This window comes from Gilliamella apicola (assembly GCF_003202655.1).
Classification (GTDB): domain Bacteria; phylum Pseudomonadota; class Gammaproteobacteria; order Enterobacterales; family Orbaceae; genus Gilliamella; species Gilliamella apicola_R.
On record NZ_QGLR01000006.1, the window covers coordinates 1 to 16,004 of the forward strand.

The 16,004-nt window shown below is 33.0% G+C and carries 17 protein-coding genes and 1 CRISPR repeat array; of the genes, 16 read left to right on the forward strand and 1 reads right to left on the reverse strand.

Annotation, left to right across the window (positions count from 1 at the left end; genetic code table 11):
* The 16 genes from DKK70_RS02320 to DKK70_RS02395 form a co-directional block, all read left to right on the forward strand.
* Positions 1-1,076: RHS repeat domain-containing protein (locus DKK70_RS02320; protein WP_181415891.1), on the forward strand; the 1,076-nt coding region annotated here is incomplete at its 5' end.
* Entirely contained in the window at positions 1,076-1,549 is a 474-nt protein-coding gene (locus DKK70_RS02325) for a hypothetical protein (RefSeq protein WP_110432569.1), read from the forward strand. The genes DKK70_RS02320 and DKK70_RS02325, both read left to right, overlap by 1 nt.
* A gap of 374 nt (positions 1,550-1,923) precedes the next feature.
* Positions 1,924-2,397 (forward strand): hypothetical protein, encoded by a 474-nt coding sequence (locus DKK70_RS02330; RefSeq protein WP_110432570.1) that lies wholly within the window; start codon positions 1,924-1,926, stop codon positions 2,395-2,397.
* 77 nt (positions 2,398-2,474) lie between these two features.
* Entirely contained in the window at positions 2,475-2,945 is a 471-nt protein-coding gene (locus DKK70_RS02335; protein WP_110432571.1) for a hypothetical protein, read from the forward strand.
* 233 nt (positions 2,946-3,178) lie between these two features.
* Entirely contained in the window at positions 3,179-3,652 is a 474-nt protein-coding gene (locus DKK70_RS02340) for a hypothetical protein (protein ID WP_110432572.1), read from the forward strand.
* A 370-nt stretch (positions 3,653-4,022) separates the two neighbouring features.
* The gene (locus DKK70_RS02345; protein ID WP_110432573.1) at positions 4,023-4,496 is read left to right on the forward strand and encodes a hypothetical protein; all 474 of its coding nucleotides are present in this window, start codon (positions 4,023-4,025) and stop codon (positions 4,494-4,496) included.
* Positions 4,497-4,733: 237 nt separating this feature from the next.
* Complete coding sequence (locus DKK70_RS02350) at positions 4,734-5,207, forward strand: hypothetical protein (protein WP_110432574.1); 474 nt, start codon at positions 4,734-4,736, stop codon at positions 5,205-5,207.
* 251 nt (positions 5,208-5,458) lie between these two features.
* On the forward strand, positions 5,459-5,932 hold the full coding sequence (locus tag DKK70_RS02355; RefSeq protein WP_110432575.1) for a hypothetical protein: 474 nt from the start codon (positions 5,459-5,461) through the stop codon (positions 5,930-5,932).
* A 387-nt stretch (positions 5,933-6,319) separates the two neighbouring features.
* Positions 6,320-6,793 carry a hypothetical protein gene (locus DKK70_RS02360; RefSeq protein ID WP_110432576.1) on the forward strand — a complete coding sequence of 158 codons (474 nt, stop codon included), beginning with the start codon at positions 6,320-6,322 and terminating at the stop codon, positions 6,791-6,793.
* 251 nt (positions 6,794-7,044) lie between these two features.
* Positions 7,045-7,518 carry a hypothetical protein gene (locus DKK70_RS02365; protein ID WP_110432577.1) on the forward strand — a complete coding sequence of 158 codons (474 nt, stop codon included), beginning with the start codon at positions 7,045-7,047 and terminating at the stop codon, positions 7,516-7,518.
* Positions 7,519-7,882: 364 nt separating this feature from the next.
* On the forward strand, positions 7,883-8,356 hold the full coding sequence (locus DKK70_RS02370; protein WP_110432578.1) for a hypothetical protein: 474 nt from the start codon (positions 7,883-7,885) through the stop codon (positions 8,354-8,356).
* A gap of 236 nt (positions 8,357-8,592) precedes the next feature.
* A complete protein-coding gene (locus tag DKK70_RS02375) occupies positions 8,593-9,066 on the forward strand; it encodes a hypothetical protein (RefSeq protein ID WP_110432579.1) in 474 nt (157 codons plus the stop codon).
* A gap of 236 nt (positions 9,067-9,302) precedes the next feature.
* Positions 9,303-9,776 carry a hypothetical protein gene (locus tag DKK70_RS02380; protein ID WP_110432580.1) on the forward strand — a complete coding sequence of 158 codons (474 nt, stop codon included), beginning with the start codon at positions 9,303-9,305 and terminating at the stop codon, positions 9,774-9,776.
* Between the two features lie 78 nt (positions 9,777-9,854).
* Complete coding sequence (locus DKK70_RS02385) at positions 9,855-10,325, forward strand: hypothetical protein (protein ID WP_110432581.1); 471 nt, start codon at positions 9,855-9,857, stop codon at positions 10,323-10,325.
* Between the two features lie 371 nt (positions 10,326-10,696).
* On the forward strand, positions 10,697-11,170 hold the full coding sequence (locus tag DKK70_RS02390; RefSeq protein ID WP_110432582.1) for a hypothetical protein: 474 nt from the start codon (positions 10,697-10,699) through the stop codon (positions 11,168-11,170).
* Positions 11,171-11,405: 235 nt separating this feature from the next.
* Entirely contained in the window at positions 11,406-11,879 is a 474-nt protein-coding gene (locus DKK70_RS02395) for a hypothetical protein (protein WP_110432583.1), read from the forward strand.
* 208 nt (positions 11,880-12,087) lie between these two features.
* Positions 12,088-13,153: direct repeats of the CRISPR family, unit length 29 nt; unit sequence CGGTTTATCCCTATGTGTATAGGGAACAC.
* 123 nt (positions 13,154-13,276) lie between these two features.
* Here the strand turns inward: DKK70_RS02395 and cas3 are convergent.
* On the reverse strand, positions 13,277-15,985 hold the full coding sequence (gene cas3, locus DKK70_RS02400; RefSeq protein ID WP_219999658.1) for a CRISPR-associated helicase Cas3': 2,709 nt from the start codon (positions 15,983-15,985) through the stop codon (positions 13,277-13,279).
* Positions 15,986-16,004 lie beyond the last annotated feature (19 nt).

The window sequence follows — 16,004 nt, forward strand, 5'->3', positions numbered from 1 at the left end:
CGTTTAACCGCCGTACCAGTAAAACGGTTAATGGCAAAACCACGGAATTTATCTGGCAAGGTCATAAACTGATTGCCGAAACCGACAATGACAAGCACTGGCAAAGTTACCTCTATGAGCAGGACTCTTTCCGGCCACTGGCGTTAGTACAGGGCAATGCCCAACAAGGCAAAACCCAACTCTACTGGTACCAAAACGATCAACTCGGCACGCCGATAGGGTTAACCGATGGATTTGGTGAAACATTATATGAATGCCAGTATAATGGCTATGGGCAAATTATTGATGAAACCTACCATGAAGTTGGCAATCGTGCTATTCCTGATAACCCGCTGCGCTTTCAGGGACAATACTACGATGAAGAGACAGGTCTACACTACAATCTAAATCGTTACTACGACCCCTTTGTCGGGCGGTATATAACCCAAGACCCGATAAAGCTGATTGGTGGTCTCAATTTTTATCAATACTGTCAGAATCCGGTCAATTGGGTAGATCCGCTTGGGTTTAAAAATATACCGGGGTGTGGCAAACAAAATCGACCTCCATTAAGCGAGAAAAAAGCTAGGGAAATTGCTGGGTTAGAAAAAGATCAACGACCAGCTAATGTCCTTGAATACTTGTCAAAAGAATATGTAGATGCACATCTGGCTTTATTTGAGCAAGAAGGTGCCAGTTTTATTGTGGTTGATGATTGGCTTGTTAGAGATCTTGAAATGGGACACAAAACTTTAGCACCAGATAAGTTTGTGGCTTTAAGATCGGATATGGAAAAAATCCTTGCCGAATATAGAGCAGCCGGTAATGATAGGCGAATATTGTGCGAACGATTAGGATTGAATCCAAAGGATATTGAAGGTGCGCGAATATATGTCGTTCATATTAAACCAAACGATATTCGCTTTAAGTTTGGAATGTCCACCGGTAAAGAAGTTGGGGCTAATGACAAATGGTTGCCGGGCGGTTGGACCAGTGGTGGTATTAGAGAAGCCATTTTAAGGGGATCGGAGAAAATTATACATAATGGTTCGATTAAAAAATTATTAAAATACTTTGAAAAATGGGAGGAGTTATAATGAAGGGTGATTTTGAAGAAGCAGTAAACAACAATGAAATTACAGCCTATTTTAAAGGAGAAGGTGACTATTTTTCGCCAGAGGAAGGTAATATGGGATATCATAATGAGATACTTAATTTTAACAGAATGATAGCTTATCTAAGAGAAAAGGAAAATCCTTATCAACTGTTGGTTAAATATTTTAGATTATACTTAAGTTCACTTAAGGAAGATCCCCTAGATGCCTGGAGTTTATTTAACAATATTGCTTGTTATTATTATCTTCGAAAAAAAAATCGCTTTTTTTTAACTGAAAATGAAGATTTAATCGATGAATTAACCGCGGAAGAGAAAAAGAAAATTGGGGTATTATATCGTTATTTAAAAGAAAATTTTGATAAAGTCCCGGGTTCAGCGCAAATGTTCCCTATAAAGAAACAATTTGGGTTTACTCGTAAAAATGGTTGCCGATATGATCTATTTTCTTTTTAATAATTAAAGTGTGAGTTGCGATTTAACCGGGGAATAGTTTAAAAAAAAAACAGAGCTTTACCGGTTTGGCTATAAAGTGTTGAATCTAATTACAAATTCCAAATGGTAATGGTTATGTTATATACCCGCAAGTGAACATAAGTTATCAGTAAACTTATAAAATTAAACTGAAGAAATATTCACCATATAGCTAAAGCTTGCAAGGTGATGAAGGTATCACCAGATACTTTTTATTATTCAAAAAACTCGCCAATTTTTAATTATTAGTGATGATTAAATTCCACCGCTAAGCTAATATTAAATTTATATCTATATCTAAATGTATGTTTCCTGAAATATCTTTACCAATGGTATCAAACCAAGGAGGAGTTCCCATGAAGGGTTATTTTGATGAAGCAGTAAAAAATAATGAAATTACTGCCTATTTAAACGGTGAGGGTGACTATTTTGCCCCAGAGGAAGGGTGTATGGGATATCATAATCATATGATTAATTTTATGGGAATGTTGGGGTATCTTAAAAGGCAAGAACATCCCTATCAACTGTTGGTTAAATATTTTAGATTATACTTAAGTTCACTTAAGGAAGATGCTCTAGATGGCTGGAATTTATTTAAAAATATTGGTTGTTATTATACTCTTCGACAAGATAATTCCTATTTTTTAACGCAAAATGAAGATTTAATGGATGAATTGACTGCGGAAGAGAAAAAGAAAATTGGGGTATTATGTCGTTATGTAAGAGATAACTTTGATAAAGTTCCGGGTTCAGCACAAATGTACCCTATTAAAAAACAAATGAAAATGGAAATTAAATATGGTTGTCCATATAATCTTTTGACTTTTTAATGATTAAGGTGTGAGTGGCGATTTAACCGGAGAATAGTTTAAAAAAAACAGAGCGTTACCAAGGAGAGGTGACCATAATGGGTAAATTTGAACAAGCAGTAAACAACAATGAAATTACAGCCTATTTTAAAGGAGAAGGTGACTATTTTTCGCCAGAGGAGGGTAATATGGGATATCATAATGAGATACTTAATTTTATCGGAATGATGTCCTATCTTGAAAATAAAGAACATCCCTATCAGCTGTTGGTTAAATATTTTAGGTTATACCTTAATTCACTTAAGGAAGATGCTCTAGATGCCTGGAGTTTATTTAACAATATTGCTTGTTATTATTATCTTCGAAAAAAAAATCGCTTTTTTTTAACTGAAAATGAAGATTTAATCGATGAATTAACAGCGGAAGAGAAAAAGAAAATTGGGGTATTATATCGTTATTTAAAAGAAAATTTTGATAAAGTCCCGGGTTCAGCGCAAATGTTCCCTATAAAGAAACAATTTGGGTTTACTCGTAAAAATGGTTGCCGATATGATCTATTTTCTTTTTAATAATTAAAGTGTGAGTTGCGATTTAACCGGAATAATTTAAAAAAAACAGATGGCTACCGGTTTTCTATAAAGTATGGAATCTACCAACAGATTCCAAACGGTAATGGTTATGTTATATACCCGCAAGTGAACATCTAAAATAAACCTAGAAGTTGCAAGCTGATAAGCATATTAGAGATACTTTTTTGTCATAAAAATCCTCAGCACTATCACTTTACCAAGGAGGAGTTCCCATGAAGAGTGATTTTGAACAAGCAATAAGTAATAATGAAATTACAGCCTATTTGAAAGGTGAGGGTGACTATTTTTCGCCAGAGGAAGGTAATATGGGATATCATAATGAGATAATTAATTTTATGGGAATGTTGGGGTATCTTGAGAAGCAAGAACATCCCTATCAAGAGTTGGTCAAATATTTTAGATTATACTTAAGTTCACTTAAGGAAGATGCTCTAGATGCCTGGAGTTTATTTAACAATATTGGTTGTTATTATGATCTTCGAAAAGACAATTCCTATTTTTTAACCCAAGATGAAGATTTAATTAGTGAATTAACTGCGGAAGAGAAAAAGAAAATCGGGGTATTATGTCGTTATGTAAGAGATAACTTTGATAAAGTTCCGGGTTCAGCACAAATGTACCCTATTGAAAAACAGATGAAATTGGAAATGGAAGATGCTTGTCCATATAATCTTTTGACTTTTTAATGATTAAGTTGTGAGTTGCGATTTAACCGGAGAATAGTTTAAAAAAATAGAGCGTTACCGCTTTGGCTATAAAGTATTAAATCTAATAACAAATTCCAAAAGGTAATGCTTATGTTTTATACCCGCAAGTGAACATAAGTTATCAGTAAACTTATAAAATTAAACTGAAAAATATTCACCATATATCTAAAGCTTGCAAGGTGATGAAGGTATCACCAGATACTTTTTATTATCCAAAAAACTCACCAATTTTTAATTATTAGTGATGATTAAATTCCCCCGCTAAGCTAATATTAAATTTATATCTATATCTAAATGTATGTTTCCTGAAATATCTTTACCAATGGTATCAAACCAAGGAGGAGTTCCCATGAAGGGTTATTTTGACGAAGCAGTAAAAAATAATGAAATTACTGCCTATTTAAACGGTGAAGGTGACTATTTTGCCCCAGAGGAATCGAACATGGGATATCATAGTCATATGATTAATTTTATGGGAATGTTGGGGTATCTTAAAAAGCAAGAACATCCTTATCAAGAGCTGGTCAAATATTTTAGATTATACTTAAGTTCACTTAAGGAAGATGTTCTAGATGCTTGGAGTTTATTTAGAAACATTACTTGTTTTTATATTCTTCGAAGTGATAATTCCTATTTTTTAACTCAAGATGAAGATTTAATCGATGAATTAACCGCGGAAGAGAAAAAGAAAATTGGGGTATTATGTCGTTATGTAAGAGATAACTTTGATAAAGTTCCGGGTGCAGCACAAATGTTCCCTATTGAAAAACAGATGAAAATAGGAATTAAATATGGTTGTCCATATAATCTTTTGACTTTTTAATGATTAAGGTGTGAGTTGCGATTTAACCGGAGAATAGTTTAAAAAAAACAGAGCGTTACCGCTTTGACTATAATGTATTGAATCTAATTACAAATTCCAAACGGTAATGGTTATGTTATATACCCGCAAGTGAATATCTAAAATATATCTAGAACTTGCAAGCTGATAAGCATATTAAGGGATACTTTTTTGTCATAAAAATCCTCAGCACTATCACTTTACCAAGGAGGAGTTCCCATGAAAGGTGATTTTGAACAAGCAGTAAAAAATAATGAAATTAGTGCCTTTTTTAAAGGTGAAGGTGACTATTTCTCGCCAAATGAATTTTGTTGGGGAAATCATAGTTATATGACTAATTGGATGGGAATGATGGCTAATCTTGAAAAGGGAGAAAATTCCTATCAACTTCTGGTCAAATATTTTAAATTATATTTAAGTTCACTAAAGGAAGATGTTCTAGATGCTTGGGGTTTATTTATTAATCTTGATTGTTTTTATTGTCTTCAAAAAGATAACAGCTATTTTTTAACTCAACATGACGATTTAATTAGTGAATTAACTGCGGAAGAGAAAAAGAAAATTGGGGTATTATGCCGTTATTTAAAAGATAACTTTGATAAAGTTCCTGATTCAGCCAATATGAGACCATTTGATGAGCAGATAAAAATAGTAAAAGCAAATGGTTTTCCATATGATCTTTTTTCTTTATGACTTTTGACTTTTTAATGATTAAGGCGTGAGTTGCGATTTAACCGGAGAATAGTTAAAAAAAACAGAGCGTTACCGCTTTGGCTATAAAGTATTAAATCTAATAACAAATTCCAAACGGTAATGGTTATGTTATATACCCGCAAGTGAACATCTAAAATAAACCTAGAACTTGCAAGCTGATAAGCATATTAAGGGATACTTTTTTGTCATAAAAATCCTCAGTACTATCACTTTACCAAGGAGGAGTTCCCATGAAAGGTGATTTTGAACAAGCAGTAAATAATAATGAAATTATTGCCTATTTGAAAGGAGAAGGCGACTATTTTTCGCCAGAGGAAGGTAATATGGGATATCATAATGAGATAATTAATTTTAACAGAATGATAGCTTATCTAAGAGAAAAGGAAAATCCTTATCAACTGTTGGTCAAATATTTTAGATTATACTTAAGTTCACTTAAGGAAGATCCTCTAGATGCTTGGAGTTTATTTAACAATATTGGTTGTTATTATTATCTTCGAAAAAAAAATCGCTTTTTTTTAACTGAAAATGAAGATTTAATGGATGAATTAACCGCGGAAGAGAAAAAGAAAATCGGGGTATTATGTCGTTATTTAAGAGATAACTTTGATAAAGTTCCGGGTTCAGCACAAATGTTCCCTATTGAAAAACAGATGAAAATAGAAATTAAATATGGTTGTCCATATAATCTTTTGACTTTTTAATGATTAAGGTGTGAGTTGCGATTTAACCGGAGAATAGTTTAAAAAAAACAGAGCGTTACCGGTTTGGCTATAATGTATTGAATCTAATAACAAATTCCAAACGGTAATGGTTATGTTATATACCCGCAAGTGAACATAAATTATCAGTAAACTTATAAAATTAACCTGCAATATTCACCATACATCTAAAGTTTGCAAGGTGATGAAGGTATCACCAGATACTTTTTATTATTCAAAAAACTCGCCAATTTTTAATTATTAGTGATGATTAAATTCCCCCGCTAAGCTAATATTAAATTTATATCTATATCTATATCTATATCTATATCTAAATGTATGTTTCCTGAAATATCTTTACCAATGGTATCAAACCAAGGAGGAGTTCCCATGAAAGGTGATTTTGAACAAGCGATAAATAATAATGAAGTTAGTGCCTATTTGAAAGGCGAGGGAGATTATTTTTCGCCAGAGGAATTTAATATGGGATATCATAGTTATATCATGAATTTTATGGGAATGATGTTCTATCTTGAAAAAAGAGTAAATCCCTATCAAGAGTTGGTCAAATATTTTAAATTATACTTAAGTTCACTTAAGGAAGATGTTCTAGATGCTTGGAGTTTATTTAAAAATATTAATTGTTTTTATTATTTTCGAAAAAATAATCGCTATTTTTTAACTCAAAATAAAGATTTAATCGATGAATTAATTGCTGAAGAGAAAAAGAAAATCGGGGTATTATATCGTTATTTAAGAGAGAATTTTGATAAAGTCCCCGGTGCAGCTGATATGAGACCAATTAATGATCAGATGAAATTTGTGTATGAAGATGGTTGCTCATATGATCTTTTTTCTTTATAACTTTTGACTTTTTAATGGTTAAGTTGTGAGTTGTGATTTAACCGGAGAATAGTTTAAAAAAATAGAGCGTTACCGCTTTGGCTATAATGTATTGAATCTAATTACAAATTCCAAACGGTAATGTTTATGTTTTATACCCGCAAGTGAACATCTAAAATATATCTAGAACTTGCAAGCTGATAAGCATATTAAGGGATACTTTTTTGTCATAAAAATCCTCAGCACTATCACTTTACCAAGGAGGAGTTCCCATGAAAGGTGATTTTGAACAAGCAATAAATAATAATGAAATTACTGCCTATTTAAACGGTGAAGGTGACTATTTTGCCCCAGAGGAAGGTAATATGGGATATCATAATCATATCATTAATTTTACGGGAATGTTGGGGTATCTTGAAAAGCAAGAACATCCCTACCAAGAGTTGGTCAAATATTTTAGATTATACTTAAGTTCACTTAAGGAAGATGTTCTAGATGCCTGGGGTTTATTTAATAATCTTGGTTGTTATTATTATCTTCGAAAAAAAAATCGCTATTTTTTAACTGAAAATGAAGATTTAATGGATGAATTAACCGCGGAAGAGAAAAAGAAAATCGGGGTATTATGTCGTTATTTAAGAGATAACTTTGAAAAAGTTCCGGGTTCAGCACAAATGTTCCCTATTGAAAAACAGATGAAAATAGAGATTAAATATGGTTGTCCATATAATCTTTTGACTTTTTAATGATTAAGGCGTGAGTTGTGATTTAACCGGAGAATAGTTTAAAAAAATAGAGCGTTACCGCTTTGGCTATAAAGTATTGAATTTAATAACAAATTCCAAATGGTAATGGTTATGTTATATACCCGCAAGTGAACATAAGTTATCAGTAAACTTATAAAATTAAACTGAAAAATATTCACCATATAGCTAAAGTTTGCAAGGTGATGAAGGTATCACCAGATACTTTTTATTATTCAAAAAACTCGCCAATTTTTAATTATTAGTGATGATTAAATTCCCCCGCTAAGCTAATATTAAATTTATATCTAAATGTATGTTTCCTGAAATATCTTTACCAATGGTATCAAACCAAGGAGGAGTTCCCATGAAGGGTGATTTTGAACAAGCAATAGATAATAACGAAATTAGTGCCTTTCTTAAAGGTGAAGGTGACTATTTTTCACCAGAGGAAGGGTGTATGGGATATCATAATGAGATGATTAACTTTATGGGAATGATGGGATATCTTAAAAAGCAAGAACATCCCTATCAGCTGTTGGTTAAATGTTTTAGATTATACTTAAGTACTCTTAAGGAAGATCCTCTAGATGCTTGGAGTTTATTTAATAATATTGCTTGTTTTTATACTCTTCGACAAGATAATTCCTATTTTTTAACTCAAAATGATTACTTAATCGATGAATTAACCGCGGAAGAGAAAAAGAAAATTGGGATATTATATCGTTATTTAAGAGATAACTTTGATAAAGTCCCAGATGCAGCAAACATGTTCCCTATAGAGAAGCAATTTGGGTTTACTCGTAAAAATGGTTGCCGATATGATCTATTTTGTTTTTAATAATTAAAGTGTGAGTAGCGATTTAACCGGAGAATAGTTTAAAAAAATAGAGCGTTACCGGTTTGGCTATAAAGTATTAAATCTAATAACAAATTCCAAACGGTAATGGTTATGTTATATACCCGCAAGTGAACATCTAAAATATATATAGAACTTGCAAGCTGATAAGCATATTAAGGGATACTTTTTTGTCGTAAAAATCCTCAGTACTATCACTTTACCAAGGAGGAGTTCCCATGAAGGGTGATTTTGAACAAGCGATAAATAATAATGAAGTTAGTGCCTATTTGAAAGGCGAGGGTGACTATTTTTCGCCATGGGAAATGATTAGGGGGAATCACAACGATATTGATAATTGGATGGGAATGATAGGATATCTTAGTAAGAAAGAACATCCCTATCAACTGTTGATCAAATATTTTAAATTATACTTAAGTTTACTGAAGGAAGATGCTCTAGACGCTTGGAGTTTATTTAATAGTATTAGTTGTTATTATTATCTTCGAAAAGAGAATTACTTTTTTTTGACTGAAAATGAAGATTTAATTGATGAATTAACCGTGGAAGAGAAAAAGAAAATTGGGGTACTATATCGTTATTTAAGGGAAAATTTTGATAAAGTTCCGGATGCAGCCGAAATGAACCCCTTTGATGTGCAGATAAAAGGGTTAAAAAAACGGAATTGTCCATATGACTTTCTTTCTTTTTAATTATTAGGTATACAAGTTCCGATTTAACCGGAGAATAGTTTAAAAAAATAGAGCGTTACCGCTTTGGCTATAAAGTATTGAATCTAATTACAAATTCCAAACGGTAATGTTTATGTTTTAGACCCGCAAGTGAACATCTAAAATATATCTAGAACTTGCAAGCTGATAAGCATATTAGAGATACTTTTTTGTCATAAAAATCCTCAGTACTATCACTTTACCAAGGAGGAGTTCCCATGAAGGGTGATTTTGAACAAGCAATAAGTAATAATGAAATTACTGCTTATTTAAAAGGAGAGGGTGACTATTTTACACCAGAAGAATTTAATATGGGATATCATAATGAGATGATTAATTTTATGGGAATGATGGGATATCTTAAAAAACAAGAACATCCCTATCAAGAGTTGGTCAAATATTTTAGATTATACTTAAGTTCACTTAAGGAAGATCCTCTAGATGCTTGGAGTTTATTTAACAATATTGGTTGTTATTATTATCTTCGAAAAAAAAATCGCTTTTTTTTAACTGAAAATGAAGATTTAATGGATGAATTAACCGCGGAAGAGAAAAAGAAAATTGGGGTATTATGTCGTTATTTAAGAGATAACTTTGATAAAGTTCCGGGTTCAGCACAAATGTTCCCTATTGAAAAACAGATGAAAATAGAAATTAAATATGGTTGTCCATATAATCTTTTGACTTTTTAATAATTAAAGTGTGAGTTGCGATTTAACCGGAGAATAGTTATAAAAAAAACAGAGCGTTACCAAGGAGAGGTGACCATAATGGGTAAATTTGAACAAGCAGTAAACAACAATGAAATTACAGCCTATTTTAAAGGAGAAGGCGACTATTTTTCGCCAGAAGAATTTAGTATGGGATATCATAATGAAATACTTAATTTTATCGGAATGATGTCCTATCTTGAAAAGCAAGAACATCCCTATCAGTTGTTGGTCAAATATTTTAAACTATACTTAAGTACACTTAAGGAAGATGTTTTAGATGCCTGGAGTTTATTTAGAAATATTGCTTGTTTTTATACTCTTCGAAGCGATAATTCCTTTTTTTTGACTCAAAATGATTACTTAATCGATCAATTAACTGCGGAAGAGAAAAAGAAAATTGGGATACTATGTCGTTATTTAAAAGAAAATTTTGATAAAGTCCCGGGTGCCGCACAAATGTATCCTATAGATAAACAATTTGAATTTACTCTTAAAAAAGGTTGCCCATATGATCTATTTTCTTTTTAATAATTAAGGTGTGAGTTGTGATTTAACCGGAGAATAGTTTAAAAAAAACAGAGCGTTACCGCTTTGGCTATAATGTATTGAATCTAATTACAAATTCCAAACGGTAATGCTTATGTTTTATACCCGCAAGTGAACATAAGTTATCAGTAAACTTATAAAATTAAACTGAGAAATATTCACCATATATCTAAAGCTTGTAAGGTGATGAAGGTATCACCAGATACTTTTTATTATTCAAAAAACTCGCCATTTTTTAATTATTAGAGATGATTAAACTCTCCCGCTAAGCTAATATTAAATTTATGTCTATATCTAAAAGTATGTTTCCTGAAATATCTTTACCAATGGTATCAAACCAAGGAGGAGTTCCCATGAAAGGTGATTTTGAACAAGCAGTAAACAATAATGAAATTATTGCCTATTTGAAAGGTGAAGGTGATTATTTTGCAACAGAGGAATTTAATATGGGATATCATAGTCATATCATGAATTTTATGGGGATGATGGGATATCTTGAAGATAAAGAACACCCCTATCAGCTGTTGATTAAATATTTTAAACTATACTTAAGTTCACTTAAAGAAGATGTTCTAGATGCCTGGAGTTTATTTAGAAATATTGCTTGTTATTATAATCTTCGTAAAGATAATTGCTATTTTTTTACGCAAAATGAAGATTTAATCGATGAATTAACCGCGGAAGAGAAAAAGAAAATTGGGGTATTATATCGTTATTTAAAAGAAAATTTTGATAAAGTCCCAGGTGCTGCACAAATGTTCCCTATAGAGAAACAATTTGGGTTTACTCGTAAAAATGGTTGCCGATATGATCTATTTTCTTTTTAATAATTAAAGTGTGAGTTGTGATTTAACCGGAGAATAGTTTAAAAAAATAGAGCGTTACCGCTTTGGCTATAAAGTATTGAATCTAATTACAAATTCCAAACGGTAATGGTTATGTTATATACCCGCAAGTGAACATCTAAAATATATCTAGAACTTGCAATCTGATAAGCATATTAGAGATACTTTTTTGTCGTAAAAATCCTCAGTACTATCACTTTACCAAGGAGGAGTTCCCATGAAAGGTGATTTTGAACAAGCAGTAAATAATAATGAAATTACTGCCTATTTGAAAGGCGAGGGAGATTATTTTTCGCCAGAGGAATTTAATATGGGATATCATAGTTATATCATGAATTTTATGGGAATGATGTTCTATCTTGAAAAAAGAGTAAATCCCTATCAAGAGTTGGTCAAATATTTTAAATTATACTTAAGTTCACTAAAGGAAGATGCACTAGATGCTTGGAGTTTATTTAAAAATATTGGTTGTTTTTATTATTTTCGAAAAAATAATCGCTATTTTTTAACTCAAAATAAAGATTTAATCGATGAATTAACTGCTGAAGAGAAAAAGAAAATCGGGGTATTATATCGTTATTTAAGAGAGAATTTTGATAAAGTCCCCGGTGCAGCTGATATGAGACCAATTAATGATCAGATGAAATTTGTGTATGAAGATGGTTGCCCATATGATCTTTTTTCTTTTTAATGATTAAGGTGTGAGTTGTGATTTAACCGCAGAATAGTTTAAAAAACAGATGGCTACCGGTTTTCTATAAAGTATGGAATCTACCAACAGATTCCAAACGGTAATGCTTATGTTATATACCCGCAAGTGAACATCTAAAATAAACCTTGAAGTTGCAAGCTGATGAGTTGGAACACCCCATACTTTCAGGCATTCATGTGCTATGAATCGGTTTATCCCTATGTGTATAGGGAACACTATTACAGTTTGTGCAGGTTCTAAAACGCCGGCGGTTTATCCCTATGTGTATAGGGAACACATATTGGAAATTATAATAATTATGATATTGTGCGGTTTATCCCTATGTGTATAGGGAACACGCACCAAAGCTCGCGGCGACTTTGGGACATTACGGTTTATCCCTATGTGTATAGGGAACACTAATTGTTTTTGAACGATTAATGTTGGTGTTGCGGTTTATCCCTATGTGTATAGGGAACACTTTACTCAAAATCAATTCGTACAAGAAGATTACGGTTTATCCCTATGTGTATAGGGAACACAGGAAGAAAAATGCTGACCCACATCGTTTAAACGGTTTATCCCTATGTGTATAGGGAACACTTTACATTCGTTTGTCGAATTCTATGAGTGAGCGGTTTATCCCTATGTGTATAGGGAACACTATAATAGCGAGTTAAATGTTTGGAGTGAAAGCGGTTTATCCCTATGTGTATAGGGAACACTGCTCGAACTGATGCTGATCATGATGACGTGCCGGTTTATCCCTATGTGTATAGGGAACACCATTAATAAACTGCTCTTTTGTCCAGCCAAACCGGTTTATCCCTATGTGTATAGGGAACACGCCTTCTGGCCAATATTAACTTTTACCCCACCCGGTTTATCCCTATGTGTATAGGGAACACGCGTCTTGCAGAGTAATCAGTAATCGCCACCACGGTTTATCCCTATGTGTATAGGGAACACTTATTGATGGTCATCACCGCTACTTAGGTGCGCGGTTTATCCCTATGTGTATAGGGAACACCTGATGGTGCTAAACTAAATGCTGATGGATTACGGTTTATCCCTATGTGTATAGGGAACACCAGATTGTACCTTCTATAAAAAAGTGAATAACCGGTTTATCCCTATGTGTATAGGGAACACAAGAGAATTATGGAAATGTTAAAATTACCAAACGGTTTATCCCTATGTGTATAGGGAACACTTAGCCATCATGCAACGAGCTATACCTCAATACGGTTTATCCCTATGTGTATAGGGAACACTCTAATTATAACCATTTGTTTTATAATTGAAATATAAGGGAGCAATTTTTTACCGATTTTTCTGTATAAAATTCACTCAACTTATTGTTAGTTAAAATTATTAATATTTAACTTTGAATTAAATTAATTTAGATAAAAGCCTAGTTCCTTAGAATAAAAAGAGGGCTCTTTTTCTGGCTCAATTAACACAATAATGGCATTTGGTCTATGAATTTGTTGTCTCAATTTTTCTAGAGGCTGTTCATCAAGTTGTCGGACGGCTTTTTTAACTCTAGCCCATTTAGATGCACTAATTGTAACATGGCTTTGTTCCCATGCGTATTCGTTACTACTACAGTAAGGAATAACTTTTCCATCTTGTTGATATGCTAGATAAAGATCAATATTATCTTTTGATAAACGGGTTGAAACTTCAATTTCCTTATCCCATTCACCATTGAACTGTTCACGGCTATAGCATTTATTAAAATTCAATATAATACTTTTAGCTTGTGAACTTTGTCCTAGTTGTTCTCCTAATGCTTTATAAAAGGCTTCTTGTAAACCTTCTGGTGGTTCAAGATCATGGCGATAAACAGCTTCTATAAGTAGTCTCGCCTCTTCAGGCATTGTTATAACACCTCTTTCACGTAAAACCCGTTGGGTAAACCATAAATAGGCATGATTAGCGTAAACATATTTAGTATTGCGAAATTCTGGATTATCTAGCCAATCTTCGCTTGGATCATCCTGCCATGTTGGCGCAAATACGGTCAATATAGGTGGATTTCGCTCATCACGTGGTTGATTCTGGTGAGTGGCTGATTTGATATTTCCGTGTTTATCTCGCACATGTCGTTGTAAACGCCCAGCACGTTGAATCAATAGATCAATAGGTGCAATGTCACTAATCATTTCGTCAAAATCAAGATCTAATGATTGCTCAATGACTTGAGTCGCAATTATGATTTTTGCCGAGCGAATGGTGTTATTTGAAGTTTTTCCCGCCCATTCGATAGTTTTTTGCTCGATAGCCAAACGATCACAATAAGCAAAACGACTATGAAATAGCAAAATTTGCTTAGTATCAAGATGCAAATTTTGTTTTATTTGTTGATATAAACTAATGGCATCAGCCACACTATTTTTTATCCAACAAATAATTTTCCCTTGCTCAATTGCCTTCTTTATTTTTTCTATACCGGAATTGATATTATCAATCCAGTCAATCTTAACTTGTCGCTTTACTTCATCCCTTGTTGCTATTGCGTGTTCGACTAAGCTTTTTTGATTTAGTTGAGTAAATAAAGGAAAGGGTAAATCTGTATTAACTGTTAAAGATGATGGTGTTGATGTTAATCCACTATAGAAGGCGTTAAGCAATTTTTCGCGCAGAAAAAATGGTAAAGTCGCGGTAAGAATAATTGCACTGCCACCTTGCGATGCATGATAATGCAATAATGATTCTAATAGTTTTACCATATAACTATCATAAGCATGAACTTCATCTAAAATAAGTAATTTATGACGCAACCCTAATAATCGCAGCGATTGATGTTTAAACGGCATTACAGCCATCAATGCTTGATCCAACGTACCAACCCCAACTTCCGCCAGTAATGACTTTTTACGAGTATCGACAAACCATTCATTGCACTCGCTACTGGCTGAATTATCATTGTTAAGATATTTTTGCTGACTAATATTATCTAAATTAATTATTGTTTGAGTAAAATTCGGATTCATGTAACTTGCACCATGAGCCAAAACCAGTGATGGATGGCTGTCGGCTTGATACAATTGGCCGTAGACCTTTGCTGTTCGTTGATAGATACCATTAGCGGTTGCTTGCGTAGGCATACCGATGTAAATACCGTGTGCTTTCCCGGCAGCCATTAATCGATGAGCCAAAATCATGGATGCTTCGGTTTTACCGGCACCGGTGACATCCTCCATAATAAATAATTCAGGTCCAATATTGGTTAATTGGCAGGATAGTGCTTGTTGTTGTAGTGGTGTCGGCTTTTCTATAAATGGAAACAGGTTTTTAATACCTTTAAAAGGAGTAATCGAGGACCTTTTAGGTAAAGTTGCTACGGCTTTTTCAGCATTGGCGAGTGCATAGTTTGCCCAATACTCTGATAACTCCATTGATTTTGAACAAAAAGGGAAAAATTGCTCATTGGAACCTAACCAATCGCTGATAACTGTTATGGCAGCTAATAACCAACTTAGTTTAGTAAGATTTTTACGAAAGGTTTTGTCAAAAAAGTTGGTCGGATAACAGGTTAATTTAGCATCGACAATAAATAGTTGATTAATCGCTTTAATATAGTCTAGTGATGCTTGTTTATCGTGTGCGTTGAATGATAATTTTCCTTTAGCCTCTAATATTGGTGGTTTTCCATGATGACCAGTCATAATTAATAACCAGATATCATATATATCTTTAATATTATTATTGTACTGCTCTAATTGAATTTCAGATTTTTCAATTAGATATTCTTTCCATAACCAGTGTCCAAGTGAGTCATGCCGACTGAAATAACCTTTAGAGGGATCAGGAGCGACCAGTTTGGGATTATTATGTTGAAATAATTGCTGAAATCCATTGGCGAACTTACCAATATCATGCCAAGCTAAAAAATAGGCAAACCAAAGGGCAGCTTTTTCAATTTCATTGGATGAGAAACCAAGTTGTTCAAATAATTCAGCGGAATTGAAATAATTATTTTTAACAATAAAATAGCCACAAGCCGCGACATCTAAATTATGATAAGCCAGAAGATGATACTTCTCTGAAGTATCACTTTGTTGGCACTTTCCCCAATATTGATAAAATGATTGATTCATTAAAATGGATATCCTTATT